General features: G+C 67.7%; 27 protein-coding genes. 12 read left to right on the plus strand and 15 right to left on the minus strand.

The genetic code is table 11. From position 1 onward, the window contains the following. Window positions 1–19: 19 nt before the first annotated feature. The 3 genes from lepB (at window position 20) to era (ending at window position 2536) form a co-directional block, all read left to right on the plus strand. The gene (gene lepB / locus L8F96_RS09565) at window positions 20–868 is read left to right on the plus strand and encodes a signal peptidase I (RefSeq protein ID WP_334655862.1); all 849 of its coding nucleotides are present in this window, start codon (window positions 20–22) and stop codon (window positions 866–868) included. Further along, on the plus strand, window positions 861–1550 hold the full coding sequence (gene rnc, locus L8F96_RS09570; protein WP_334655863.1) for a ribonuclease III: 690 nt from the start codon (window positions 861–863) through the stop codon (window positions 1548–1550). The genes lepB and rnc overlap by 8 nt, the downstream gene beginning before the upstream one ends. Window positions 1551–1639: 89 nt before the next feature. After that, window positions 1640–2536, plus strand: a complete 897-nt coding sequence (gene era, locus L8F96_RS09575; protein ID WP_334655864.1) for a GTPase Era — start codon at window positions 1640–1642, stop codon at window positions 2534–2536. Here era and L8F96_RS09580 read toward each other — a convergent pair. Continuing rightward, entirely contained in the window at window positions 2503–3234 is a 732-nt protein-coding gene (locus L8F96_RS09580; RefSeq protein ID WP_334655865.1) for an NAD-dependent deacylase, read from the minus strand. The two genes, era and L8F96_RS09580, sit on opposite strands and share 34 nt — an antisense overlap. Window positions 3235–3347: 113 nt before the next feature. Here L8F96_RS09580 and dapB point away from each other — a divergent pair, with 113 nt between their 5' ends. Together dapB and nth are read left to right on the plus strand one after the other, a co-directional pair. Beyond that, window positions 3348–4076, plus strand: coding sequence for a 4-hydroxy-tetrahydrodipicolinate reductase (gene dapB / locus L8F96_RS09585; protein WP_046411276.1), 729 nt, complete (start codon window positions 3348–3350; stop codon window positions 4074–4076). A gap of 10 nt (window positions 4077–4086) precedes the next feature. After that, on the plus strand, window positions 4087–4764 hold the full coding sequence (gene nth, locus L8F96_RS09590; protein WP_334655866.1) for an endonuclease III: 678 nt from the start codon (window positions 4087–4089) through the stop codon (window positions 4762–4764). 1 nt (window position 4765) lies between these two features. Here nth and L8F96_RS09595 read toward each other — a convergent pair whose 3' ends face one another. From L8F96_RS09595 to L8F96_RS09610, 4 genes are all read right to left on the minus strand, one after another. Further along, a complete protein-coding gene (locus L8F96_RS09595) occupies window positions 4766–5530 on the minus strand; it encodes an SDR family oxidoreductase (RefSeq protein WP_334655867.1) in 765 nt (254 codons plus the stop codon). Window positions 5531–5633: 103 nt separating this feature from the next. Further along, window positions 5634–6833 (minus strand): acyl-CoA dehydrogenase family protein, encoded by a 1200-nt coding sequence (locus tag L8F96_RS09600; protein WP_334655868.1) that lies wholly within the window; start codon window positions 6831–6833, stop codon window positions 5634–5636. Continuing rightward, window positions 6830–7894 carry an acyl-CoA dehydrogenase family protein gene (locus L8F96_RS09605; RefSeq protein WP_334655869.1) on the minus strand — a complete coding sequence of 355 codons (1065 nt, stop codon included), beginning with the start codon at window positions 7892–7894 and terminating at the stop codon, window positions 6830–6832. Before L8F96_RS09605 ends, L8F96_RS09600 begins: the two co-directional genes overlap by 4 nt. Continuing rightward, the gene (locus L8F96_RS09610) at window positions 7891–9228 is read right to left on the minus strand and encodes a flavin-containing monooxygenase (protein WP_046411282.1); all 1338 of its coding nucleotides are present in this window, start codon (window positions 9226–9228) and stop codon (window positions 7891–7893) included. Before L8F96_RS09610 ends, L8F96_RS09605 begins: the two co-directional genes overlap by 4 nt. A gap of 107 nt (window positions 9229–9335) precedes the next feature. On the opposite strand from L8F96_RS09610, the gene budC reads away from it, so the two are divergent. Both budC and L8F96_RS09620 read left to right on the plus strand, forming a co-directional pair. Continuing rightward, a complete protein-coding gene (gene budC, locus L8F96_RS09615; RefSeq protein WP_334655870.1) occupies window positions 9336–10133 on the plus strand; it encodes a meso-2,3-butanediol dehydrogenase in 798 nt (265 codons plus the stop codon). Next, a complete protein-coding gene (locus L8F96_RS09620; protein WP_334655871.1) occupies window positions 10130–11026 on the plus strand; it encodes an alpha/beta fold hydrolase in 897 nt (298 codons plus the stop codon). The genes budC and L8F96_RS09620 overlap by 4 nt, the downstream gene beginning before the upstream one ends. A gap of 31 nt (window positions 11027–11057) precedes the next feature. On the opposite strand, the gene L8F96_RS09625 is transcribed toward L8F96_RS09620, so the two are convergent. From L8F96_RS09625 to L8F96_RS09635, 3 genes are read right to left on the minus strand one after another with little or no spacing between them, the layout of a single operon-like run. Then, window positions 11058–11888 (minus strand): thioesterase family protein, encoded by an 831-nt coding sequence (locus L8F96_RS09625; protein WP_334655872.1) that lies wholly within the window; start codon window positions 11886–11888, stop codon window positions 11058–11060. A gap of 28 nt (window positions 11889–11916) precedes the next feature. After that, window positions 11917–12984, minus strand: coding sequence for an oxidoreductase family protein (locus L8F96_RS09630; RefSeq protein ID WP_334655873.1), 1068 nt, complete (start codon window positions 12982–12984; stop codon window positions 11917–11919). Beyond that, window positions 12984–13730: an SDR family NAD(P)-dependent oxidoreductase gene (locus tag L8F96_RS09635; protein WP_334655874.1), complete on the minus strand. Its 747-nt coding sequence runs from the start codon at window positions 13728–13730 to the stop codon at window positions 12984–12986. Before L8F96_RS09635 ends, L8F96_RS09630 begins: the two co-directional genes overlap by 1 nt. A 123-nt stretch (window positions 13731–13853) precedes the next feature. Between L8F96_RS09635 and L8F96_RS09640 the strand changes: the two genes are divergently transcribed. After that, the gene (locus L8F96_RS09640) at window positions 13854–14162 is read left to right on the plus strand and encodes an HNH endonuclease (RefSeq protein WP_334655917.1); all 309 of its coding nucleotides are present in this window, start codon (window positions 13854–13856) and stop codon (window positions 14160–14162) included. Window positions 14163–14174: 12 nt separating this feature from the next. Here the strand turns inward: L8F96_RS09640 and fdhD are convergent, their stop codons facing one another. Both fdhD and L8F96_RS09650 read right to left on the minus strand, forming a co-directional pair. Next, window positions 14175–14963, minus strand: a complete 789-nt coding sequence (gene fdhD / locus L8F96_RS09645) for a formate dehydrogenase accessory sulfurtransferase FdhD (protein ID WP_125944699.1) — start codon at window positions 14961–14963, stop codon at window positions 14175–14177. Between the two features lie 45 nt (window positions 14964–15008). Continuing rightward, window positions 15009–15560, minus strand: coding sequence for a type 1 glutamine amidotransferase domain-containing protein (locus L8F96_RS09650; RefSeq protein ID WP_046411293.1), 552 nt, complete (start codon window positions 15558–15560; stop codon window positions 15009–15011). A gap of 172 nt (window positions 15561–15732) precedes the next feature. On the opposite strand from L8F96_RS09650, the gene L8F96_RS09655 reads away from it, so the two are divergent. Then, window positions 15733–16683, plus strand: a complete 951-nt coding sequence (locus tag L8F96_RS09655; protein WP_082103278.1) for a DNA topoisomerase IB — start codon at window positions 15733–15735, stop codon at window positions 16681–16683. 18 nt (window positions 16684–16701) lie between these two features. Next, a complete protein-coding gene (locus L8F96_RS09660; protein WP_136451373.1) occupies window positions 16702–17922 on the plus strand; it encodes a mechanosensitive ion channel family protein in 1221 nt (406 codons plus the stop codon). A gap of 66 nt (window positions 17923–17988) precedes the next feature. Here L8F96_RS09660 and L8F96_RS09665 read toward each other — a convergent pair whose 3' ends face one another. The 3 genes from L8F96_RS09665 to L8F96_RS09675 are packed head-to-tail and all read right to left on the minus strand — an operon-like array spanning window position 17989 to window position 19470. Further along, complete coding sequence (locus tag L8F96_RS09665) at window positions 17989–18378, minus strand: hypothetical protein (protein WP_334655875.1); 390 nt, start codon at window positions 18376–18378, stop codon at window positions 17989–17991. A 50-nt stretch (window positions 18379–18428) separates the two neighbouring features. After that, window positions 18429–18827: an alternative ribosome rescue aminoacyl-tRNA hydrolase ArfB gene (gene arfB / locus L8F96_RS09670; protein ID WP_125944702.1), complete on the minus strand. Its 399-nt coding sequence runs from the start codon at window positions 18825–18827 to the stop codon at window positions 18429–18431. Beyond that, the gene (locus L8F96_RS09675; RefSeq protein ID WP_046411298.1) at window positions 18820–19470 is read right to left on the minus strand and encodes an RluA family pseudouridine synthase; all 651 of its coding nucleotides are present in this window, start codon (window positions 19468–19470) and stop codon (window positions 18820–18822) included. Before L8F96_RS09675 ends, arfB begins: the two co-directional genes overlap by 8 nt. Window positions 19471–19519: 49 nt before the next feature. Between L8F96_RS09675 and L8F96_RS09680 the strand changes: the two genes are divergently transcribed. Continuing rightward, complete coding sequence (locus L8F96_RS09680; protein ID WP_334655876.1) at window positions 19520–20302, plus strand: M15 family metallopeptidase; 783 nt, start codon at window positions 19520–19522, stop codon at window positions 20300–20302. A 47-nt stretch (window positions 20303–20349) separates the two neighbouring features. On the opposite strand, the gene wrbA is transcribed toward L8F96_RS09680, so the two are convergent. Together wrbA and L8F96_RS09690 are read right to left on the minus strand one after the other, a co-directional pair. After that, window positions 20350–20952, minus strand: a complete 603-nt coding sequence (gene wrbA / locus L8F96_RS09685; RefSeq protein ID WP_046411301.1) for an NAD(P)H:quinone oxidoreductase — start codon at window positions 20950–20952, stop codon at window positions 20350–20352. A 103-nt stretch (window positions 20953–21055) separates the two neighbouring features. Continuing rightward, window positions 21056–21769 carry a pirin family protein gene (locus tag L8F96_RS09690; protein ID WP_046411302.1) on the minus strand — a complete coding sequence of 238 codons (714 nt, stop codon included), beginning with the start codon at window positions 21767–21769 and terminating at the stop codon, window positions 21056–21058. A gap of 129 nt (window positions 21770–21898) precedes the next feature. On the opposite strand from L8F96_RS09690, the gene L8F96_RS09695 reads away from it, so the two are divergent. Then, window positions 21899–22786: a LysR family transcriptional regulator gene (locus tag L8F96_RS09695; protein WP_334655877.1), complete on the plus strand. Its 888-nt coding sequence runs from the start codon at window positions 21899–21901 to the stop codon at window positions 22784–22786. Window positions 22787–22806 lie beyond the last annotated feature (20 nt).

The following is a 22806-nucleotide window of genomic DNA, read 5'->3' on the forward strand; positions in this document are numbered from 1 at the left end:
GTTCGGCAACGCGCGATCCATGGCCGATCCCAAACCCGCCACGGGTGCCTCGCCCGCGAAAAAGTCCGAAATGTCGGAGACGATCCGCTTCCTCCTGAAGCTCGCCCTGGTCGTCTGGATCTTTCGCAGCTTCGTCCTCGCGCCCTTCTCGATCCCGTCGGAATCGATGCTGCCGCGCTTGTTGATCGGCGACTATCTGTTCATCTCGAAATGGAACTACGGTTATTCGCGTTGGTCGATGCCGTTCGGTTTCCCGCCGGTACCCGGACGCCTGCTTCCCCATACGCCAGAACGCGGCGACGTGGTCGTTTTCCGATCCAAGGGCGCTGACGATCACGACGTGATCAAGCGGGTGATCGGCCTTCCCGGCGACACGGTGCAGATGCGCGGCGGTCGTCTGGTCCTGAACGGTCAGGCGATCCCGAAGCAGCGGGTGGCCGACTTCGTCCTGCCGCTCTCGCCCAATTTCACCACGCGCGAATGCGAGGCGGATTTCGTCAAGAATGACGTGCAGGGACCGACCTGCCGCATTCCGCGCTACCGCGAAACGCTGCCCGGCGGGCGCAGCTATTATGTGCTCGACCAGCATTACATCCCCGATGCCGACGACACGGGCGTCTACACGGTGCCCGAGGGTCACGTCTTCCTGATGGGCGACAACCGCGACGACTCAGCCGACAGCCGCTTCCCCGCGGCAGAGGAAGCGCTGCCGGGACAGGTGCAGGGTATGGGCTTCATCCCGATGGAGCGGGTCGAGGGCAAGGCGCTGGTGATCTTCTGGTCGACCGATGGCTCCGCAAATTGGCTGCTGCCATGGACGTGGTTCACCGCGGCGCGGTGGGATCGACTGGGCGGCGGCTTTGAGTGACCTCAGGCAATGGATCACCGACAATTTCGGTGAATCCCCCCAGGATCTGAAGCTCTGGGAACGCTCGCTCACCCATGCGAGCCGCGGCGACGTGCACTATGAACGCCTGGAGTTTCTGGGCGATCGCGTGCTCGGCCTCGCGATGGCCGAATGGCTGTTCGATGAGTTCCCGGATGAGCCCGAAGGCGCGCTGTCGAAGCGTCTGAACGCGCTCGTCTCGGGCATCGTGTGCGCCGACATTGCTCGCGAAATCGGCGTGCAGGCGCATCTCAGGCTCGGCAAGCAGGCGCGCGACGATGGGGCGAGCGACAGCGACAATATTCTGGGCGACGTCATGGAAGCGCTGCTCGGCACGCTGTTCCGCGAACGCGGTCTTGATCCTGCCCGCGCGGTCGTCCGGCGGCTCTGGGCTTCGCGGCTCCATGCCGAAGCCGTTGCGCCGCAGCATCCCAAGTCGGCACTGCAGGAATGGGCGGCGGCCAACAATCGCAAGCCGCCGGTCTATGAGGTGGTCGACCGGTCCGGACCGGGGCATGCGCCGCGCTTTACGATCCGGGTGACGATCCCGAAACTCGCCGAGGCAGTCGCCGACGGTGGCAGCAAGCAGGAGGCGGAAACCGATGCCGCCCGCACCCTGCTGAAGGAGCTGACGGCGGCCGCGCCGAAGCGCAAGAAGGGCTAGGATCGGCCGCCCGCCGGCCTGCCTGCGGCGCGCTACGGCCTCGACGCTGACCGTCGCGGCCAGTATGGCAACGGCGAAGAATGCAAGGAATGACCATGACCTGTTGCGGCCTTGTTGCCGTGCTCGGCGCCCCGAACGCCGGCAAGTCCACCCTCGTCAACGCGCTTGTCGGGCAGAAGGTGGCTATCGTGAGCCCGAAGGCGCAGACGACCCGCACGCGGTTGCTGGGCGTCGCGATCGAAGGCGACACGCAGCTCCTGCTGGTCGATACCCCCGGCATCTTCGATCCCAAGCGCCGGCTCGACCGCGCCATGGTGGCCGCCGCCTGGGGCGGAACGGAAGGCGCGGACGTCGTTGCGCTGGTGGTCGACGCCAAGGGTGGCCTCGGCCCCAAGGTCACCGACATTGCGGAGCGGATCAAGGACCGGCCCGAGCCCAAGTTCCTGATCCTCAACAAGGTGGACCTGGCGGACAAGCCCAAGCTGCTGGTGCACGCCGAAAAGCTGAACGCGCTTGTCCCATTCGCGCAGACCTTCTTCATCAGCGCGGCGACCGGCGATGGCCTGCCGGAGCTCAAGCATGCGCTGGCCGCCGCCATGCCCGAGGGGCCGTGGCATTTCCCGGAGGACCAGGTGTCCGACGCCAGCGAGCGGACGCTGGCCGCGGAAGTGACGCGCGAGCAGCTCTACCTCCAGCTCCATGCCGAGCTTCCCTATGCGGCGACGGTGGAGACCGAGAAGTTCACCGATCGCGCCGATGGTGCGGCGGAGATCCACCAGCAGATCCTGGTCGAACGGCCGACGCAGCGCGCCATCGTGCTGGGCAAGGGCGGCGCGCGCATCAAGGAGATCGGGGCCAAGGCACGCGCGGAGCTTGCCGTGCTGCTCGACCGCCCGGTCCACCTCTACCTTCATGTGAAGGTGAAGCCGGGCTGGGACGAGGATCGCGGGGTCTATCGCGACATCGGGCTCGACTGGGTCGACTGACCCGCCAGCAATTCGTCCACCCAGGCCGGCACCAATGTGCTGGCCGGGCCGAGCCTGCTTTCATCGAACCAGCCGCTGCCGGCGGATTGATCGAGGTTCAGCTCCAGCGTCCGGGCGCCATGATGGTTGGCCAGTTGGACGAAGCCAGCCGCCGGATACACGGCGCCCGACGTGCCGATCGACACAAACAGGTCGCAGGTCGCGATCGCGGCCTCGATCTGCTCCATGCCGTACGGCATTTCCCCGAAGAACACGATGTCGGGACGCAGGTCCCCCGCTGCGCACGCCGGGCATCGCACCCCCGGCGGCAAGGGATCGGGCCACGCCCGCCGTTCGCCGCAGGCGGGGCACAAGGCGGAGCGCAGCTCGCCGTGCATATGCAGCAGGCGCCGCGCCCCGGCACGCTCGTGCAGGTCATCGACATTCTGCGTGACGATCAGGAGGTCCCGGTCCCATTCGGCGTCAAGCCGCGCCAGCGCCTCATGCGCAGCATTGGGCGCCACCGCGTTGAGGGCGGCCCGGCGCAGATCGTAGAACCGATGCACCAGCGCCGGATCGGCGGCCAGCGCGTCGGGCGTGCAGACATCCTCGACGCGATGCCCTTCCCACAAGCCGCCGGGACCACGAAAGGTGGCGAGGCCGCTCTCTGCCGAAATCCCTGCGCCGGTAAGGATCAGGATGCTTCTCTTTTCGTTCATCGGTGGCAGCATAAGCGTTCGGTCCTCGACACGCGACTGCAACCGCCGCGTCCCACTCGACGTGCCGGAACAGCAACGATATCGGGAGCCCGCATGAACACCGAAGGACGCGCATGACCGCGATCGGAATCTATGGAAGCGAAGGCCGCATGGGGCGCGTGATCGCCACCATCGCGGAAGATGAAGGTGCGCGGATCGCGGGCGGCGTCGATGCGGGTGGCGATCCCGTCCCGCTGGCCCATGCAGCGGACGTGCTGGTTGATTTCTCCACCCCGGCAGCGCTGGAATCTCATCTCGCCGCCGCCGTCGCCGCGCGCACACCGATGGTGATCGGCACGACTGGCCTGCTGCCGACGCATCACGCCATGATTGACCGCGCGGCGCAGGAGATCGCCGTGCTGCAGACCGGCAATACCTCGCTGGGCGTCACGCTGCTGGGTATCCTGGTGCAGGAAGCCGCGCAGCGACTGGGGTCCGACTGGGACATCGAAATCGTCGAGATGCACCACCGGCACAAGGTGGACGCGCCATCCGGCACTGCCGTCTTGCTGGGCGAGGCGGCGGCGCGTGGGCGCCGCACGACGCTGAACGAGGAGCGGGTCGATGGCCGCGCCGGTCTGGTCGGCGCGCGCACCGAAGGGACGATCGGCTTTTCCTCGCTGCGCGGCGGCACCGTCGTCGGTGACCATCTGGTGGTGTTCGCCGGCGAGGGTGAGCGGATCGAGTTGGGCCATCGCGGGGAGGATCGATCGATCTTCGCGCGCGGTGCGGTGAAGGCGGCGCTGTGGCTCGCCGACCGGCCGGCCGGGCGCTATTCCATGGCAGAGGTGCTGGGGCTGTGACGCCCACCCGATGAAGCGCGCCGACGTCTTCGAATTCTTCCGACGGCTGGCGGAGGCGAACCCGCACCCAGAGACGGAGCTTGAATCCGGCAACACCTATCAGTTGCTGGTCGCGGTGGTCCTGTCGGCCCAGGCCACCGATGCCGGAGTCAACAAGGCGACGCGCCGGCTGTTCGCGGAAGTGAAGACGCCGGCGCAAATGCTGGCGCTGGGCGAAGAGGGGCTGCGCGAGCACATCAAGACGATCGGCCTGTTCAACGCCAAGGCGAAGAACGTCATCGCGCTGAGCCAGGCGCTGGTCGACCAGCACGGCGGCGAGGTGCCGGCGGATCAAGAGGCGCTGGAGCAGCTTGCCGGGGTCGGGCGCAAGACCGCCAATGTGGTGATGAATGTCGCGTTTGGCGCGGAGACATTCGCCGTCGACACCCATATCTTTCGCGTCGGTAATCGCACGGGGTTGGCCAAGGGCAAGACGCCGCTCGCCGTCGAGCTGAAGCTGGAAAAGGTGGTGCCCCAGCCATTCCGCCTCCACGCGCACCACTGGCTGATCCTGCACGGGCGCTACATCTGCAAGGCACGCAAGCCCGAATGCTGGCGCTGCCCGGTGGCGGACCTGTGCGCGTTCCGGCCCAAGACCCCGGCACCCGCAGCGCCGCCCAGCAAGGCGGCTGCGGCGACCGCTCCGTAAATCAGGAGGCGAAGGCCGCCTTCAGCCGCTTGCGCAGCCGGCCGGGCATGAAGCGGCGGGCGAAGTGCGCCTGCCGGCCAGCCTTGCCGACGATATATTCGCGCTCGCTGCCATGCGCCGCCTGCCACACCATATCGGCCGCTTCCTCCACGGTATAGACGGGTGAATTGCCGATCGCGTCGCGGATCGTCTGGTTGCTGCCCTTCGACCCCGCGTCGAGGATCGGCGTCTCCACGTAGAACGGCATGACGCAAGTGACATCGACGCCATGCCGGGTCCATTCGGCATCCAGCGCCTCGGTCAGGCCGCGGACCGCATGCTTGGTGGCCGAATAGACCGCGAGGCCGGGCGATCCGACGATGCCGGCGACCGACGCCACGTTGACCAGCCGGCTGCCGGGCGTCGCCTTCAGGTGCGGCAGGGCGGCATAGGCACCGTTGACCACGCCCTTGACGTTGATGTCGATCTGCAGGTCGCTTTCGTCGGGGGTCACATCCTCGAACATGCCGTAGCGCGCGATCCCCGCATTGTTCAGGAGGATGTCGAGGCGACCGGTCGTCCCGACGAACTCCTGCAGCGCACTGCGCCATTGGCCCCGGTCGCGCACGTCGAGCGGATAGGTGGAGAGGTTCAATTCCTCGGCGGCGCGGCGCATCCCGATCTCGTCAATGTCGCCGATCCCGACCGTCCACCCTTCGCGGGCAAAGCGCCGTGCCGCCGCAAGGCCGATCCCCGACGCGCCGCCAGTGATGAAGATCGAACGCATATCGTGCCTCCCCCGCCCGTTCCCGGTGCCTGTGCCTGTGCCTGTGCCTGTGCCTGTCGTGCGATGGCGTGCGGCCCATCGCGCGCGAGCCGCACGCCGCCACCTATCCCGCGCGGACCTCCCGAAAGGGGATCGTCCGATCGACTTCCGGCTCCTTCGGCAGCCCCAGTACGCGCTCACCGATGATGTTGCGCTGGATCTGGTCGGTGCCGCCGCCGATGGAGGTGAAATAGGCGTTCAGCGTGAGGAAGTTGGCGTCCTCCGCGCGCGGATGATCAGGCCCTTCGAGCAGGCTTTCCGCGCCCAGCAACATGGTGCGCACGCGTGCCTCCTCATGCAGGATGCGGCTCATCGCCAGCTTGCCAAGCGACATGATCGGCGACGAGGTGCCCTGTGCCAGTTCCGCCTTGGCGCGCTGCGTATTGAGCTTGTTGAGCGCGCGCCAGGCGATGACCTGCGCCACGTCCTGCCGCACCACGGGATCGGCCAGCCGCCCGGCCTCCCGCGCGAGGCCGAGCAGCGCATAATCGCCCTTCGGCCCTCCAGCGCCGGATCGCGGACCGCGCGCCGCATCGCCCATGACCGACCGCTCATAGGCGAGCGCCGTCTGCAGCACGCCCCAGCCGCCGTTCAGCGGCCCCAGAAGGTTCTCCTCCGGCACGAAGGCGTCGGTGATGAACACCTCGTTGAAATGCGCCTCGTCGGTGATCTGCCGCAGCGGGCGCACCTCGACGCCCTCCTGCCGCATCGGCAGGAAGAAGAAGCTGATCCCGCGATGCTTGGGCGCGTCCCAGTCGGTGCGGGCGATCAGCATGCCGTAATCGGCAACCGCGGCGCCCGAGGTCCACACCTTCTGCCCGGTGACCCGCCAGCCGCCCTCGACCTTTTCCGCGCGCGTGCGGACGGCGGCCAGATCGGAGCCTGCGCCCGGCTCCGAATAGAGGAGGCACATGCCGACCTCCCCGGCGAGCAGTTGCGGCACGATCTTGCGCTTGAAGCTGTCGGTCGCGTGGGCGAGCGCGGTGTTGGCCCACAGGTTCGACCGGTCCTGCCCCGCCCCCGGTGCGCCGGCCGCGGCAAAGGCGCGCTCGACAATGCGGGCCTGTTCGTTCGACAGCCCTCGCCCGCCCCATTCCGGCGTCCAGCGCGGCACGGCCCAGCCGGCGTCGCGCACCTTGGCCAGCCATGCGCTGCGCGGATCGCGGCCGAAGTTTTCGTGGTGGGCGGGAAGCCCGGTCCAGTTCGCGGCGAGCCACGCCTCCACCTCGGCGCGCAGATCGTCGTTGGTCACGTCGTCGCTCATGATTGCGCCTCCAGCGCCTGAAGGTAGCGTTCGCGCCAGATCTGGCTGTCGCCGTAGAGCTGCGCCGCCGATCGCGCGCGCCGGAGATAGAGGTGCGCCGGATGCTCCCAGGTGAAGGCGATGCCGCCATGCATCTGGATGCCGTCCTTCGCCACGCGGACGAAGGCGTCGGCGCAGGCGAAGGCCGCGAGCGCGATGGCGGCGTCCTTCGTCTCCGTCCGCTCGGCCAGCTGGCGCGCGGCGTCGCGGGCGGCGGAGGTGGCGGACTCGCTTTCGAGCAACAGGTCGGCGGCCATGTGCTTGATCGCCTGGAAGCTGCCGATCGCGCGGCCGAACTGGTGACGCTCCGTCGCGTAGGCGACCGTCATCTCCAGCATGCGGCGTGCCCCGCCCGCCTGCTCACCGGCGAGCGCCACCAGCGCAATGTCCTTCGCCGCGGCGATCCGCGCACCATCCGACACCAGCTGCGCCGAGCCGTGGAACGTCACGTCGGCCATGCGGCGGGTGCCGTCGAACACCGGCAGCGGCGTGACGGTCATGGCATCGCGCGCGACCGCGACTATCTGGTCATCGCAGACGACGAACACCGTGTCGGCGATGGCGGCGTCCGGCACGAAGCGGGCGACGCCGGTCAGCCGCTCCCCATTCCAGGCGACCGTGCTATGCCCGGCCCAGTCGTGCCGCCCGGCAAAGGCGACCGCCGCAATGCACGATCCATTGGCCAGCCCCGGCCAGTCGGGACACAAAGTAGCGGCAATCGCGGACGAGATGATCGGGGCGGGCAACAGCGCGGCGCCGACCTCTTCCATCACCAGTTCAAGCTCGACCGGGCCAAGCCCGGTGCCGCCCGCCTCTGCGGGGACCAGCAAGCCCGGCAGGCCCAGATCACACAGGGCGCGCCACAGCGCCGGATCGTGCCCGCTCTCGCTGTCCATGATCCGGCGCACGTCCTGCTCGGTGCACCGCTCCGCCAGCAGGCGCCGCACCGTATCGACCAGCGCCGCCCGCTCGCCTGCATCGAGCGCGACGGGTTCGGCTGCACGCACCAACGTGTCGGTCATGCCGCGATCCTGCCCGTGCGGGCCTTGGCGCGCCGCTCGCCCTTGGCGATCTCCTTGTGGAGATCGGCGACATAGCGCGCGAAATCGACCTGGATCGTGTGGCGCGTGGACTGGTAATAATCGCCCAGCTCCACCGCCTCATCCTCGGCGGTGATGCGGCGCATGTCCTCGACGCTGGGCAAGGCGTAGCGGCCGGCGAGGAAGGCGCCCGCCAGCTTCGACTGCTGCTCGGCGAAGTTGACCAGCGTCGGCAGCGGCTGGGCAAGGCCCATGAAGAACAGATCGTCGATGCCCGGGATCACCATGCGCTTGAACAGCGGGAACCGGTTCTGCGCGTCGGGGAGCAGCGCCGGATCGTCGAAGAACGGGAAGCTGATGCGGTAGCCGGTGGCGTAGATGATCGCGTCCACATCCTCGACGCTGTCATCATCGAAGCGGACACGTGTGCCCTCCAGCGCCTTGATATTGGGCTTGAACTTGATGTCGCCACAGCTTGCCCGGGTCAGGAACTCGCCCGAGACGCTGGGGTGCGCGTCGAGCGGCTCGTGGTCGGGCTTGGGCAGGCCATAATCCTCCATTCGCCCGACCAGTTTCTTGATCGCGCGGCGGGCCAGCGCCTTGCCGAGCTTACGCGGCATCCAGGTCGGCATGGCGGATTTGTCCATCGGCTTGCCGCCCGCCATCTTGGGCAGCACCCACACGCCGCGGCGGGCCGACACCCACAGATTCTTCGCCAGGTGCCGCTGCGACAATTCGCTCGCCACATCCATGGCCGAATTGCCCATGCCCACGACGACGACGTTCTTGCCGCGCAGGTCGACCGGATCATAGGGATCGCGATAGCTGTGAACGTGGAAGTGCGGCCGATCGAACGTGCCGGGATATTCCGGCACGTTGGGGTCCCAGTGATGGCCGTTGCAGACGAACAGCACATCGTAGCTTCGCGTCTCGCCGGTGGACAGGGTGACGTCCCAGCCGCCGCGGGGGCGCCGCGACGCGCGTGTCACCTCGGTATTGAACGTGATCTGCCGACGCAGGTCAAAATGATCGACATAGTCGCGGAAATACTGGCAAAGCTGCGCGTGGCTGGGGAAATCGGGCCAGTCGGCCGGGACCGCATAATCCTCAAACGCGAGCCGCCATTTCGATGTGTCGATGTGCAGCGACTGGTAGCAGGCCGACCGGCCGTTGGGATTACGATAATACCAGTTGCCGCCGATATCGTCCGACATCTCGAAACAGTCGAACGAGATCCCTTCATCCTGCAACCGCTTCGCCGTCGTGAACCCCGAGCAGCCGGCACCGATGATGCAGGCGCGCTTGCTAGTCGTCATTTCCCTCTCCCCGGCTGCTCTTTCCCGGCAGCCATAACGAAAGTTATGATGGCCTGAAGCGAAGGCCGAATCAACAGGCGCCGGCGGAAGAGGATGCAGGGGAGAGGATGATGCGGTTTCAGGACAGGGTCGCCGTGATCACGGGCGGCGGCTCCGGCATCGGCGCTGCAACGGCGCGGTTGATGGCGCGCGAAGGGGCGAAGGTCGTGGTGGTCGATCTGGCCGAGGCGCCGGCGCGCGCTGTCGCCGACGAGATTGGCGGGACCGCGATTACCGCGGACGTGGCGGACCGCGCGTCGGTGGAGGCGTTCGTCGAGGCCGCGGTGGATCGCCACGGGCGGATCGACATCCTGGTCAACAATGCCGGCATCGGCTGTTTCGGGCGGACGCCCGATCTGGCGCCGGACAACTGGGAACGGGTGATCGCGATCGACCTCAACGCCGTCTTCTACGCCTGCCGTGCCGCAATCCCGCACATGACCGGGGGGAAGGCGGCGATCGTCAACACCGCCTCCATTTCCGGCATGGCCGGCGACTATGGCTTCACCGCCTATAATGCGGCGAAGGCGGGGGTGATCAACTACACCCGCAGCCTGGCGATCGACCATGCGCGCGAGGGCATTCGCGTCAACGCGCTGTGCCCGGGCCTGATCGCCACCCCGCTCACTGCCGGTGCGAAGGCGATGCCGGGCCTGGAGGCGGCATGGCATGACACCATCCCGATGGGCCGCGCGGGCACGCCCGAGGAGATGGCGGACGTGATCGCCTTCCTCGCCTCGGACGCGGCCTCCTATGTCACGGGTGCGATTGTCGTCGCCGATGGCGGCCAGACCGCCTGGACCGGCCAGCCCAACCTTCTACGCTTTGCCGCAACCGCATCAGCCGCCGCAGGAGAAACCGCATGACGCCCAGCTGGTCCCCCGCCCCCGAAAGCGGCATCACCATTCGTGAGGTCGTCGCCAATGGCCAGACCTTTGAAGTGGCGGAGGCTGGCCAGGGCGATCACCTCATCCTGTGCCTCCACGGATTTCCCGAACTCAATTATTCCTGGCGTTTCCAGATGCCGTTGCTGGCCGGGATGGGATATCGCGTGTGGGCGCCCAACCAGCGCGGTTATGGCGCGTCGTACCGGCCCAAGGGGGTCGCATCCTACACGGCCGACAAGATCGTCGAGGATGCCGCCGCCTTGTTCGACGCCAGCGGCGCCAGGAAGCTGACGTTGGTCGCGCATGACTGGGGCGGGGCAATCGCCTGGCTGTTCGCGATCTGGAAGAAACGGCCGATCGAGCGGCTGATCGTGATGAACCTGCCCCATCCCGCGTGCTTTGCCGAGGCGCTGAAGCATGGGCCGCAGCGCCGGCGCAGCTGGTACATGGCGTTCTTCCAGCTGCCGTTCCTGCCCGAACGGATGATGGGTGCCCGCAATGCGCGCGGCGTGCGCGAGTCATTCCGCGGCATGGCGATCGACAAGAGCCGGTTCCCCGACCAGGTCCTCGACGTCTATGCCGAGGCCGCCCAGCGCCCCGGCGCGCTGACGGCCATGATCAACTGGTACCGCGCCGCTGCCCGCCATCGCGCGAGCATGCGGATCGGCGACGGCAAGGTCGATGTGCCGACGCTGATCGTCTGGGGGGAGCAGGACAAGGCGCTCGGTCTGGATACGCTCGACGGCACCGACCGCTACGTCGCGGACCTCACCATCCGTCGCCTGCCCGGCGTATCGCATTGGGTGCAGCAGGAAGCCCCGGAAAAGGTCAATGCGATCCTGATGGACTGGCTGCCGCGCGCGGACGAGTGATCGCGGGCATGACGGGCCGGCGCGGGGCCGCTCAGCGGCTGCGCGGCGTGGTGACGAGGCAGTGCCCGCTGCCCGTCGCGAGCGCCCTGCCCGCCTCGCTCCAGATGCGCACCCGCCCGCTGATCAGCCCGTCGCCGGACACGTCGCTGTCGGCATCGCTCAACAGCCACGCGCCCGCCGGCTCGCTGCCGTGGAAATAGACGGTCAGGTCCAGCGATGGGGCAAGATAGCCGGCCGCTCCCTCCAGCCGATGCCAATGCCCCGGCCAGATGCCGAGGTCGATCAACAGCGCGGTCCGCATCGCATCGAAGAACAGGTCATCGGCCTGCCCCTCGTCCCACTGCGTAAACCGCATCCAGCGGCGCTGGTTGGGATGCTGCGCGGGCGGATCATCGTGGAGGCGGAACTCGACCGGGCGGCCCTCCAGGTTCTTCCAGAACTTGCCGGGCTGGATACCTCGCTCGGCGCTCAGCTCCTCCTGGTTGCGCAGCACCGCCGGGCGGGGAACGTCCGGCATCACCGGCTGGATCGGGGCGGACGGTTCGGCACGCCGGGTGGTCCACACCTGAGACAGGAAGATCGGCTGCCCGTCCTGTGACAATGTGACCGCATAGAGTGCCGACGCGCCTTCCTTGAGCGGCGTGATCGAGATCTGGAGCTCGCCCGGCTGGGCCACGCGCACGAACTGGCCGGTCAGAGTCACGGGCCGGTGCCCGTCCAGCGCCCGTTCCCGCACGGCGCGCAGCGCGATGGCCGCAAGATAGCCGCCGGCCGGTCCCCAGATTTCCCAGTCGCGATCAAGCGTGGCGACATAGTCATCGCCCCCCGCGCTTAGCGCGGTTGCCTCGATCAGCCCTGCCATGATGCGATGCCCTCCGCGGTACGCCGCATCATGCCATCAGCGCGAGAGCGTCGCAGTCGATCGCCTGCGCACACCCGCCCCGCGCCATGGCAAGGAACATCGCGTCACCGCGCTCGGTACGCTTGGTCGATGCCGAGGCGAAAACCGCGGTCGACACGCCGGACAGGAGCGTCAGGCGATAGTCTCGATAAAGGTCATCGTAATCATAATCTTGCACGCCATAGCTGCGAAGATGATCGAGGTAATATTCCAGCAGGTGCCGCTCATGCCGGCGGCGATCCTCGATCGAGATGGCGAGGCCCATGAAATAGGCGACGTCGACGGCGCCCAGCCCGATGGCCGGCGATTGCCAGTCGAGCACCGCCAGCGGTACCTCACCATCGCGGGCGTCGAACAGCATATTGTCGAGCCGGAAATCGCCATGGGTCAGCGTGAAATTGCCCGGCTCCGGCGTCTTCGCGGTGGCGATCAACGCGCCGTAGCGATCGCACACCGCCATATATTCCGGCTCCAGGATGCCGTCATAGCGGCGGTGGAACTCGGCAAGGCAGTCGGGAAACACGCTGATCACGAAATCGCGCGCGCCGCTGACGTTGAGGAAGGCATGGTCGCGCAGCGTCGCGTCGTTCCAGCGCGGCCCGTGCAGCGCCGCCGCCTGCTCCATCGCGCGTTCGGCATCGGCGATGTCGCAGCCGGTCAGCTGGTTGCCGGGCCGTGACGGCGTCAGATCCTCCAGCAGCAGGGCGAAGGTGCCGTCGGCCGGGTCATGCTCGGCCGTGATGCAGCCGGGCGAGCGGATCGCCACCGAATCCGCGATATGCCGGTAGAAGCCGACTTCGCGCTCATAGAGGCCGAAGCCCGCGCCGGTCTGCCGGCTGGTGGGATCAGCGCTGGCAAACTTGCCGACGAACGATCCGGGCGCCCCCTCGTCGCGGTCATAGCGCATTTCGAAGCGGATCGAATCGCCGAGCATGCCGACGCCGACCGGGGTCGCGGTGACATCGACGACGCTGGCCTCCCGCAACACGCCTGCCCCGCGCAGCCGCTTGGTCAGCCACGCAGCGTCGACGGCGCCTGCCTCTAGATCGGCGCTCATCAGCAGCCCCCGTCGCAGCGAATGACGCTGCCGGTGACGAAGCTTGACGCTGGGCTTGCGAGGTAGAGCGCGCTGGTCACGATCTCCTCCGGGCGGCCCGGGCGGCCAGCCGCGTTGTCGGCGGTTTCGCGCGCCTCCTCGGTCCAGGCCTTGGAAATGTCGGTCAGGAACGGCCCGGCGGCGATGCCGTTGATCCGGACCTTTGGCCCATATTCATGCGCCATGCTGACCACCATCGCGTTCAGCGCCGCCTTTGCCCCGGCATAGGGCACAACGCGCGGGGTGGGGCGCAGCGAGGCGATCGAGGAGGTCGCGAGGATCGCCCCGCCCTTCCCCTCCGCCATGCGATGGGCAACGTTGGCCATCGGCCGGAACGGGCCCTTGAAGTTCAGGCCGACGACGCTGTCGAACAACGCCTCCGACACCTCGTGGCTGGGGACCAGCGGCCCCATGCCGGCGTTGGCGACCAGGATGTCGAGCCTGCCGAACGCAGCCCATGCCTCGTCCGCAAGCCGGTCCATCTCGTCCCACTTCGCCGCATGCGCCGGGATCGCGACGGCGCGCCGGCCCTTCGCCTCCACCTCGGCAACCACCGCCTCGCAGGCGTCTGCCTTGCGGCTCGACACGATAATGTCTGCGCCGGCATCCGCGAAGGCGAGCGCCATCTGGCGCCCCAGCCCGCGCGAGCCACCGGTAATCAACGCAACCTTGCCCGACAGGTCGAACAACGGATGTGGTACGGCCATCCTCGTCTCCTAAGCGCCGCCGATCGTAAGCCGGCTGACTTAAGTGTGTTATGCCGATTGCGGCGGCGGCTGCAAGTGACGCGGGCGATGCCTATCTTGGCCGCGATGGGACGCGTGAAGCGGATGATGGGGCTGCGGGAGGCCGAGCGGCGGGTGGCCGCCAGCGCGCCCAAGCGATGCGCGCTATGTGATCGACCACTGGGCGTGCGGACCGAATGGCATCATGTCGTGCCGCGGAGCGAGGGTGGCACGCAGACCGCGCCGCTGCACCCGATCTGCCACCGCGCCATTCACGCCGCGACGGACAATGCGACCTTGGCGCGGCTGGGTGATCTTGCCGCACTGAAAAGCCTTCCAGCGATCGCGCGGTTCCTGAAGTGGATCGCGCACAAGCCGGCCGACTTCCATGCGCCGACGCGGCGCGCGCGCTGACCCACCGCGATCTCAGCCGGCGAGCAGCGAATCCCCGCGTACCAACACCCGCAACGCGAGGCCCGCCTGCGCCGCACGATCCAGCGCGAGGCGCGTCGGTGCGGAAATGGTCGCCAGCAGGGGGCAGCGGGCGAGAACAGCCTTCTCCACCAGTTCGTAGGAACAGCGCGACGTCAGCAGCGCGAAGCCGCCGTTCCAGGTGAGGCCCGCCCGGGCACCGGCGCCGATCAGCTTGTCGAAGGCATTGTGCCGGCCGACATCCTCGCGAACCATCAGGATCGTGCCGTCGGCGCTGCACCACGCCGCCGCATGCACCCCGCCGGTAGCGGCATTCAGCGGCTGGTGCGCGGCGATGGCATGATAAGCGCGGAAGATCGCCGCATCCTCCCCCGCCCAGCGCGCGGCCGGGGGCAGCGGCCGCATCGCCTGTTCCATCGTCGCGATGCCGCACAGGCCGCAGGAGGCGTCCGACGCGCGATGGCGCACGCGATCATTGACCCGCTGCGCGACGCGCCGGGCGAGCGTCAGCCGCACGACGACGCCGCCCCCGGCCTCGTGAACGTCGATCGCGCGGACATCCTCCGGCGTGTCGATCAACCGCTCGGTGAGGGCGAAGCCGACGGCCAGATCCTCGAGCGCGTCCGGTGTCGCCATCAGCACGGCATAGCCGATGCCGTTGCATTCGATCGCGATCGGCCGTTCTTCCGGCACCGGGCGCGTGGCCGCTGATTGCGCCCCATCAGCGACGATCAGGCGAAACGGCCGCGCGGCGGCGGTACGATCATCGAGCAGCTGCGTCATGAGATTACCCTGCGCCCGCCCCGGGGGCGGGGCAAGGCATGAAGCTCAGCCGGCAAGTTCCTCCTCCAGCGCGGACAGGAGCGCGCGGTTGAAGGCCGGGATATCATCCGGCTTGCGGCTGGTGATCAGGTTCTCGTCGATCACGACTTCCTCGTCGACGACATCGCCGCCGGCATTCTCCAGGTCGGTGCGCACCGATGGCCAGCTGGTCACGCGGCGCCCCTCGACCACGTCGGCCTCGACCAGCAGCCAGGGCGCGTGACAGATGGCGGCGACGATCTTGTTGTCGTCCATGAATTCGCCAACGATCGACACGGCACGATCGTTCATCCGCATCGTGTCGGGATTGCCCACGCCGCCGGGCAGCAGCAGCGCGTCGAATTCCTCCGTATCGACCTGATCCAGCGTCAGATCCGGCGTGATGGTGCGCGTGGGATCCTTGTCACCCTTCACACCCTGGATCGGATCGGTCTTGATCGAGGCCAGCGTCACCTGTGCGCCGGCATCCAGCAGCGCCTGACGCGGTTCGAACAGCTCGGAATCCTCAAAGCCATCGGTTGCCAGGATAAGGACGCGGGCACGCGAAAGATCGGCCATAGGGGGTAGCTCCTGTCTCGGGGGGTTGCCCTTCACAACCCGCCGGCGGGGCCGCCGTTCCGGAACCGTGCGATAGCCCGCGCATTTCCTGTGCCACGCGGAGGTCTTTCCAGTGGCATCGACGACAATCGTTTATCACGACGATGAGGAACCCGGGATCACCCGGCGCAAGATGCGGCATGGCTGGGGATATTTCGATCCCGATGGTGCCCGCATCACCGATCGCGAGGAGATCGACCGGCTGAACAGCATCGGCCTGCCCCCCGCCTATCGCGACGCGTGGTTCTGCCCCGACCCGATGGGCCATATCCAGGCCGTCGGATGGGACGAGAAGGGCCGCAAGCAATATCGCTACCATCCCGAATTCCGCGCCGCGCGTGAGGATGAGAAATATAATCTGTGCGCGGCATTCGGGCGCGGCCTTCCGCGACTGCGCGAGCGGGTCGAGCAAGACCTGAAGAGCCGCCGGCACAGCAAGGAGAAGACGATCGCCGCGATCGTCAAGCTGCTCGACACCGCGCACCTGCGGATCGGGAACGAGACCTATGCGAAGAGCAACAAGAGCTTCGGCGTGACGACGCTGCGTGATCGTCATGCCCGGATCAAGGGCAGCACGCTGCGCCTGCAATATCGCGCAAAGTCGGGAAAGATGCGCACGCTGACGATCACCGACGGCAGCCTCGCCCGCTTCGTCAAGAAGTGCCAGGACCTGCCCGGGCAGAAGCTGTTCCAGTACGTCGATGCGGACGGCGAGCCCCGTCCGGTCACCTCCTGCGACGTCAACGCCTATATCAAGGAAGCGATGAAGGGGGATTTCACCGCCAAGCATTTCCGCACCTGGGGCGCGAGCGTCATCGCGTTCGAGACGCTGGCGCAGGCGGACAAGGACATCAGCCTCAAGACGCTTCTCGCCCCCGTCACGGAGAAGCTGGGCAACACGCCGGCGATCGCGCGCAAATCCTATGTCCACCCGGCGCTGATCGCGCTGATCAAGGATGGGCAGGAGGCGTTCCGCGCCGCGCTGCACCTGCCGCGCTCGACCCGCTGGCTCAGCCGCGCCGAACGCGGCTTGATCGCCTTCCTTGAAACGGGTGAGAACGGCAGCGCGCAGCAAGCCGCCTGATTGAACCAGAAGGTCATAATGACAGCAAAGAAAACCGAGGCGTCGTTACCGAAGATTTCCTCGGAAGAGGTCGAGCGGCAGATCTCCACCTTTTCCTTCACCAGTATCGACTGGATCAAGGATCATTGGCTGCAGATCACGATTGCCGCCGCCATTGGCGCCGGCATCGTTCTTGCCCTGCTGTGGCTGCGCAACCTGGGGCCACGCCTCGCCCGACGATCGACGTCGGGCGCCGGCTGGTCCGCGATCATCGGCCGGGTGATCGCGCGCACGAGCACCTTCTTCATCGTCATGGTCGCCGCCCGCCTCGTCGTCGGCTATGCGGACCCGCCCGAGATCGTTGCGCGGACGATCCACTTCCTCTTCACCGTGGCGGCCGTTTTCCAGGCAGCGATCTGGGCCCGCGAGCTGATCCTGGGCGCGATCGAGCACCGTACGCGCGCGGAGAATTACTCCGGCGAGGCGCTGATGAACGCGATGGGGCTGATCCGCCTCCTCGTGACCATCGTGGTCTTTGCGATCGCGCTGGTGGTTGTCCTCGACAACCTTGGCGTCAACGTGACGGGTCTCGTCGCTGGCCTTGGCGTCGGCGGCATCGCCATCGGTCTGGCGGCGCAGGGCATCTTCGCCGATCTGTTCGCGGCGCTGGCCATCATCTTCGACCGGCCGTTCCGCCGCGGCGATTCCATCACCTACGATTCAAGCTCGGGCACGGTCGAGGAGATCGGGCTGAAGTCGACCCGCATTCGCGGCGTCAATGGCGAGCAGCGGATCATCTCCAACCGCAACCTGCTCGACAAGGAGATCATCAACAATTCGCAGCGGGAGCGCCGCCGCACGAAGCTGGCGATCGGCGTCGCCTATGAGACCGACCGCGACGTGCTCCAGCGACTGCCGGAGATCTTCAAGGAAGTGGTCGAGGAACAGGGCCTGGCGTTCGTGCGCGCCGGGTTCGTCTCGTTCGGCGCATCCTCGCTCGACTATGAGCTGGAGTTTGAGTCGCCGTCGGCCGACTATCAGGAGGCATATGACGGGCGGCATAATGTCGGCATGGCGCTGTACCGACGGCTGGATCAGGAGGGGGCATCGATCCCCTATCCGACGCAGACCACCTATACCGCCGCGCCCGACGGGCGGCTCATCATGCCCTTCCCCGACGTCCAGCCGATCCGCGACGTGACGACGCAGGGCCATGGCGACGCGGAACGAGCGAGCGGGAAGCGCAGCAACATCGTCTGAGGACGACTGACCGCTGGATTGAGACGGAAAGAGGGCACCATGCGAGCGGCATGGTGCCTTTTTTTCTTAGCGCTGCTTGGCGAACAGGCTCGACATGAAAACGCCGGCCGCATCGCTCAGCGCGTCGACCACGCGGCTGGGATCAACCGTGGTGCCTGCGGTACCGGGAGCGCCGGCAGCGCCAGCGTCCGCCCCGGGCGCATTGTCCGCGCCGGTCGCCTGGTCCTTGGCGGCGGCGCGCTGATCATTCTTGCAGCCATGCTCGCGCGCCTGCCGTGCCGCGACGGCCGCAGCGGCGGTCGCCGCCATGGCAAGGCCGGAGGCGATCGCCTGGCGACCGGCCGGGGTGCTCGCCTTCTCGATCAATGCTTCACCGGCACGACGTGCTTCCTTGGGCACCTTGATCCCGCCGATTTCCTTGGGGATCCGAAAGCCCTTCTTGTCCTTCTTCGCCATACCGTCCTGTCCGCTGGTGTTTCGGCAACATAATACACCAACGAACTTGTTCAATAGTCGCGCACCTTGCCGCGGCCGGCCTTCACCGCGCTGCGCCCCTTCTTGGCGTCGACGCGGCGCGCCTTGGCCGCACGCGACGGCTTCGTCTTCACGCGCCGCGCCTCGCGTTCCTCGGCCTTTTCCAGCAGTTCAGCGAGGCGGGCGCGCGCGTCGGCGCGGTTGGCCTCCTGCGTGCGGTAGCGCCGCGCGGTGAGAACGAGCGTTCCGGCGGCGGTCAGCCGCGATCCCGCCAGCAGCTTCAGCCGGCGAAACGTCTCGGGATGCAGGCCCAGCCGATAGACGTCGACGCGCAGCTGGCACGCCGTCGCGACCTTGTTGACGTTCTGCCCGCCCGGCCCGGTGGCGGCGAGGAAGCGCTCCTCCAGCGCCTCCTCCGGCACATCAACCATCGAAGCCGATCTCGGCAAAGCGCGCCGGCCATGGCGCCTGCGCCGCCGCGTCCGGCTTGCCGGGGCGCGGCACGACCAGTTCCGCGGCGTGGAGCATCATGCCCGCGGGATGCGCCGTGCCGTACACCGGGTCACCCAGCACCGGCACGCCGAGCCCCTCCAGCGCGTGCACGCGGATCTGATGGGTGCGCCCGGTCGCGGGATGAAGCTCGACCAGCGCCTTGCCGTCTTTCTCACCCAGCAGGCGCCAGCGCGTGCGCGCTGCCTTGCCGGCCGGATCGCCCGTCATGCGCCAACCACGCTCGGCCGACGAAATCTTGACCAGCGGCAAGTCAATTTCCCCCTCCGCGCCCTGCGGCACGCCGTCGAGGATGGCGACGTAGCGCTTGCGCACCGTCCCCGCCTCGAACGCCTGCTGCAATCGCGCGTGCGCCTTCGGATTGCGCGACAGGAGCAGGCAGCCGCTGGTGTCGCGATCCAGCCGGTGCACCGCGCGGGGCCAACGGCGAAAGCCGAAGGTGAGGTTCGCCAGATGGTTTTCCAGGCTGATGCCCCCGGCGCGCGGGGGATCGACCGGCAGCCCCGCCGGTTTGTCGATGATCAACGCCTCGCCATCGAGGAACAATACCCGTTCATTCAGCATGAGACTGCCCTTGCCATCGCGACCGCGCGGAGGCCAGAGAGAGACACGGATGCAACCACACCTTCCTCTTTCTCTCGCCGCGATCGCACTTGTCGCCGGTGGGCCGGCGCAGGCGCAATTGTGCAATGGCGTCAGTATCACCAAAAGCCCGGACGGCCGTGCGCTCGGCCACTTTCCCTATGGCGATGCTGCTCCCGACGCTCTGATGGCGGTACTGCCGTCGATGGCGATCGGCGCATGCCGGTTGCGGCCCGAAGCCGCCGCCGCGCTGCAGCGCCTGCTGACCGCCGCGGCGGGGGATCCGGCGGTGCAGGGCCGGCTCTACGCCTTTTCCTGCCACCGCTCGCTCGTTCACCAGCAATGGACCTTCTGCCGGACACGCGAAAGCGCCACTGGCGTCGATCGCGCCATCTCCGCCGCGCCGCCCGGGCACAGCGAACATGGCACCGGCTATGCCGTGGATTTCACCGTGCGCCCGGCCGACGGCTGTCCCGATGCCGAGGCGTGCATGGCGGCCAAGCCCGCGTTTCGCTGGCTCGCCGCCAATGCCCCGCGCTTCGGCTTCGAACTGTCCTTCCCCACCAGCAACAAGCAGGGCGTGAAATGGGAGCCGTGGCATTGGCGCTGGGTGGGCACGTCGAGCGCACAGCCCGGCGCTGCGCGCGCGCGCTTCCTGTTCGCCAAGGCGCGGGCGGCCTTTCCCGCCAATCCGGCGATCGACCCGGTGTTGCCGCGCGTCGTACCCCCGGTGGTGGTGCGGACGATCGAGCAGGCGCCCGCTGACGAGAAGGGCAAGAAAAAGCGGCGCCGCAAGGAGCGACGCCGCGACTGATGTCTTCCCCCCGCACGCCAAGGATCGTGCAGGAGGGAAGCTCGTGATCAGGCCTTCAGCTTGGCCGCAACCTCGGCAATGCGCTTGCCCTGGTAGCGCGCGCCGCCCAGGTCGATGTCGCTCGGCTGGCGGCTGCCGTCACCGGCGGCCAGCGTCGTCGCGCCATAGGGCGAACCACCGTGGATCGCCTCCATGTTCATCTGCGCCTGATAGCCATAGTCGAGACCGACCACCGTCATGCCGAAGTGCAGCAGGTTGGTGATGATCGAGAACAGGGTGACTTCCTGGCCGCCATGCTGGGTTGCCGTGGAGGTGAAGGCGCCGCCAACCTTGCCGTTCAGCGCGCCCCTCGCCCACAGGCCGCCGGCCTGGTCGAGGAACGCGGCCATCTGGCTCGGCATGCGGCCAAAGCGGGTCGGCGCGCCAATGATGATCGCGTCATAATCGGCGAGCGCGTTCACGCCCTCGATCTCGGGATGCGAGGTATCGACCTGGAAGCCTGCGGCCTCCGCCACCTCCCTGGGGGCAGTCTCCGGCACGCGGCGCACGTCGACCGTGACGCCCGCCTCGCGCGCGCCCTCGGCCACAGCGTCCGCCATCTTCGCCAGGTGGCCGTAGGACGAATAATATAGCACCAGAACCTTGGTCATCGTGATTGCTCCTTGCTCCCTTTCCGCGCCGGAAAGGCGTTTGATTTGCCGGGCCAGCGGCCCGATTGGGTGTAGAACGACCTATTGCGGCCGGTTGACCCGCCTATTCGGCGTCGACCAGCACCAGTTCGGCATCCTCGCGGGCGACGATCTCGTACGTGCCGCCGCCGAGCGCCGCGCCGTCACGCGCGTCGAACGGCTCACCGTCGATGGTGATCGCGCCGCGCGCCGCCACCAGATAGGCGTGGCGCCCCTCACCCACCGTATAGGTCACCTGCTCGCCGGCGTTCAGCGTCGCGCCCATGACGCGGGCGTCGGCACGGATCGGCAGCGCGTCGGCATCCTCGGCAAAGCCGCTGGCGAGCGTGACGAATCGGCCGGAGCGGTCGCCCTTTGGAAAGGGCTTCGCGCCCCAGCTGGGGCTGCCGCCGGTCGAGCGCGGCTCGATCCAGATCTGGAACAGCGTGGTAGGCTCATTCTCCAGATTATATTCCGCGTGGCGCACGCCGGAGCCCGCGCTCATCACCTGGACGTCGCCGGCGCCGGTGCGGCCGGCATTGCCCATCGAATCCTGATGCGTGATCGCGCCGCTGCGGACGTAGGTGATGATCTCCATGTCGCGGTGCGGATGCGGCGGGAAGCCGGTCTGCGGCGCGATCGTGTCATCGTTCCACACCCGGATTGCGCCCCATCCCATGCGGGCGGGATCGTAGTAGTTGGCGAAGCTGAAGTGATGCCGGGCGTCGAGCCAGCCGTGGTCGGCATGGCCAAGCGATGCAAAAGGCCGGCGTTCGATGCGGGTGCGGATGTCGGTCATGAGAACCTCCGAAGTGTTGCTGCGGAGATAGGATCAACCCTGCATCGCGAAAACAGAAACGATTGAAACGTATTGTTTCCGTAGTGAGGTTGAGGCTATGCGGGGTGACGTTCTTTGGAGACGCCACAGATGCGCTTACCCGACCTCGAGGCCTGGGCCATTTTCGCCACCGTGGCCGAACACCGGTCATTCACCGGAGCAGCCGAGACCCTGGGCCTCAGCAAGGCCACGGTGTCGAAGGCGATCGCGCGGCTGGAAAGTGATCTGGGCCAGTCGTTGTTCCACCGCACCTCGCGCCGCCTGGCGCTGACCGAGGCGGGCCGCCCGCTCGCCGAACGTGCCGCGATGATCCTGGCATCGGCACATGCGGCGGAAGAGGCGGCACGTGACGCGGCGCGCACACCGGTAGGCCGGGTCCGTCTGGCCGCGCCGATGACGTTCGGGGTGAGCAAGGTCGCGCCGCTGCTGTCCGACTTTCTCGCCGCCCACCCCGGCGTCGAGCTGGAGCTTCACCTGTCCGATGCGCGGGTCGATATCGTCGCCGAGGGGTTCGACGTGGCGCTTCGCATCGCCGAACTGCCCGACAGCTCCTTGCGCGCGCGCCGGCTCTGCACGATCCAGTCCTTTCTGGTCGCCGCCCCCGCCTATCTCGAACGGCGCGGGTCCCCCAGCCATCCCGGGCAATTGGGCGAACATGACCTGCTGGGCTATACCAACGTCTCCGGCCCGTGGCGCTTTCGCGGCCCCGGCGGCGCCGAGGTATCGGTGCGCGCGCAAGGACCGCTGGCCGCGAACAGCGGCGAGGCGCTGATGCCGGCGCTGGTCGCAGGCCTCGGCATCGCCCGGCTCCCCGCCTTCATCCTGGGCGATACGATGGCGACCGGGCAGGTCGTCGAGATCCTGCCCCACTGGCGGCCAGCGCCGGTCGGTCTTCACCTCCTGACCCCGCCAAGCCCGCTGCGCCCCGCGCGGGTCGAGGCACTGATCACCTTTCTTGGCGAGCGGCTACGCGACTGATCGAGCCGCGCCCCCCCTGC

Origin of the sequence: Sphingomonas panaciterrae (assembly GCF_036890205.1) — a bacterium.
Taxonomy (GTDB): Bacteria; Pseudomonadota; Alphaproteobacteria; order Sphingomonadales; family Sphingomonadaceae; genus Sphingomonas; species Sphingomonas panaciterrae.

Bases quoted from the DNA above. Each gene is read 5' to 3' on its own strand.
- L8F96_RS09580 (WP_334655865.1), bottom strand. From the start codon at position 3,234: ATGAACGAAAAGAGAAGCATCCTGATCCTTACCGGCGCAGGGATTTCG.
- L8F96_RS09605 (WP_334655869.1), bottom strand. From the start codon at position 7,894: ATGACCGACACGTTGGTGCGTGCAGCCGAACCCGTCGCGCTCGATGCA.
- L8F96_RS09665 (WP_334655875.1), bottom strand. From the start codon at position 18,378: ATGGCGAAGAAGGACAAGAAGGGCTTTCGGATCCCCAAGGAAATCGGC.
- era (WP_334655864.1), top strand. From the start codon at position 1,640: ATGACCATGACCTGTTGCGGCCTTGTTGCCGTGCTCGGCGCCCCGAAC.
- L8F96_RS09655 (WP_082103278.1), top strand. From the start codon at position 15,733: ATGCGGCATGGCTGGGGATATTTCGATCCCGATGGTGCCCGCATCACC.
- wrbA (WP_046411301.1), bottom strand. From the start codon at position 20,952: ATGACCAAGGTTCTGGTGCTATATTATTCGTCCTACGGCCACCTGGCG.
- L8F96_RS09610 (WP_046411282.1), bottom strand. From the start codon at position 9,228: ATGACGACTAGCAAGCGCGCCTGCATCATCGGTGCCGGCTGCTCGGGG.
- L8F96_RS09635 (WP_334655874.1), bottom strand. From the start codon at position 13,730: ATGGCCGTACCACATCCGTTGTTCGACCTGTCGGGCAAGGTTGCGTTG.
- arfB (WP_125944702.1), bottom strand. From the start codon at position 18,827: ATGGTTGATGTGCCGGAGGAGGCGCTGGAGGAGCGCTTCCTCGCCGCC.
- L8F96_RS09680 (WP_334655876.1), top strand. From the start codon at position 19,520: ATGCAACCACACCTTCCTCTTTCTCTCGCCGCGATCGCACTTGTCGCC.
- fdhD (WP_125944699.1), bottom strand. From the start codon at position 14,963: ATGACGCAGCTGCTCGATGATCGTACCGCCGCCGCGCGGCCGTTTCGC.
- dapB (WP_046411276.1), top strand. From the start codon at position 3,348: ATGACCGCGATCGGAATCTATGGAAGCGAAGGCCGCATGGGGCGCGTG.
- L8F96_RS09640 (WP_334655917.1), top strand. From the start codon at position 13,854: ATGATGGGGCTGCGGGAGGCCGAGCGGCGGGTGGCCGCCAGCGCGCCC.
- L8F96_RS09600 (WP_334655868.1), bottom strand. From the start codon at position 6,833: ATGAGCGACGACGTGACCAACGACGATCTGCGCGCCGAGGTGGAGGCG.
- L8F96_RS09595 (WP_334655867.1), bottom strand. From the start codon at position 5,530: ATGCGTTCGATCTTCATCACTGGCGGCGCGTCGGGGATCGGCCTTGCG.
- L8F96_RS09695 (WP_334655877.1), top strand. From the start codon at position 21,899: ATGCGCTTACCCGACCTCGAGGCCTGGGCCATTTTCGCCACCGTGGCC.
- lepB (WP_334655862.1), top strand. From the start codon at position 20: ATGGCCGATCCCAAACCCGCCACGGGTGCCTCGCCCGCGAAAAAGTCC.
- nth (WP_334655866.1), top strand. From the start codon at position 4,087: ATGAAGCGCGCCGACGTCTTCGAATTCTTCCGACGGCTGGCGGAGGCG.
- L8F96_RS09650 (WP_046411293.1), bottom strand. From the start codon at position 15,560: ATGGCCGATCTTTCGCGTGCCCGCGTCCTTATCCTGGCAACCGATGGC.
- L8F96_RS09660 (WP_136451373.1), top strand. From the start codon at position 16,702: ATGACAGCAAAGAAAACCGAGGCGTCGTTACCGAAGATTTCCTCGGAA.
- L8F96_RS09675 (WP_046411298.1), bottom strand. From the start codon at position 19,470: ATGCTGAATGAACGGGTATTGTTCCTCGATGGCGAGGCGTTGATCATC.
- L8F96_RS09620 (WP_334655871.1), top strand. From the start codon at position 10,130: ATGACGCCCAGCTGGTCCCCCGCCCCCGAAAGCGGCATCACCATTCGT.
- budC (WP_334655870.1), top strand. From the start codon at position 9,336: ATGATGCGGTTTCAGGACAGGGTCGCCGTGATCACGGGCGGCGGCTCC.
- L8F96_RS09625 (WP_334655872.1), bottom strand. From the start codon at position 11,888: ATGGCAGGGCTGATCGAGGCAACCGCGCTAAGCGCGGGGGGCGATGAC.
- L8F96_RS09690 (WP_046411302.1), bottom strand. From the start codon at position 21,769: ATGACCGACATCCGCACCCGCATCGAACGCCGGCCTTTTGCATCGCTT.
- L8F96_RS09630 (WP_334655873.1), bottom strand. From the start codon at position 12,984: ATGAGCGCCGATCTAGAGGCAGGCGCCGTCGACGCTGCGTGGCTGACC.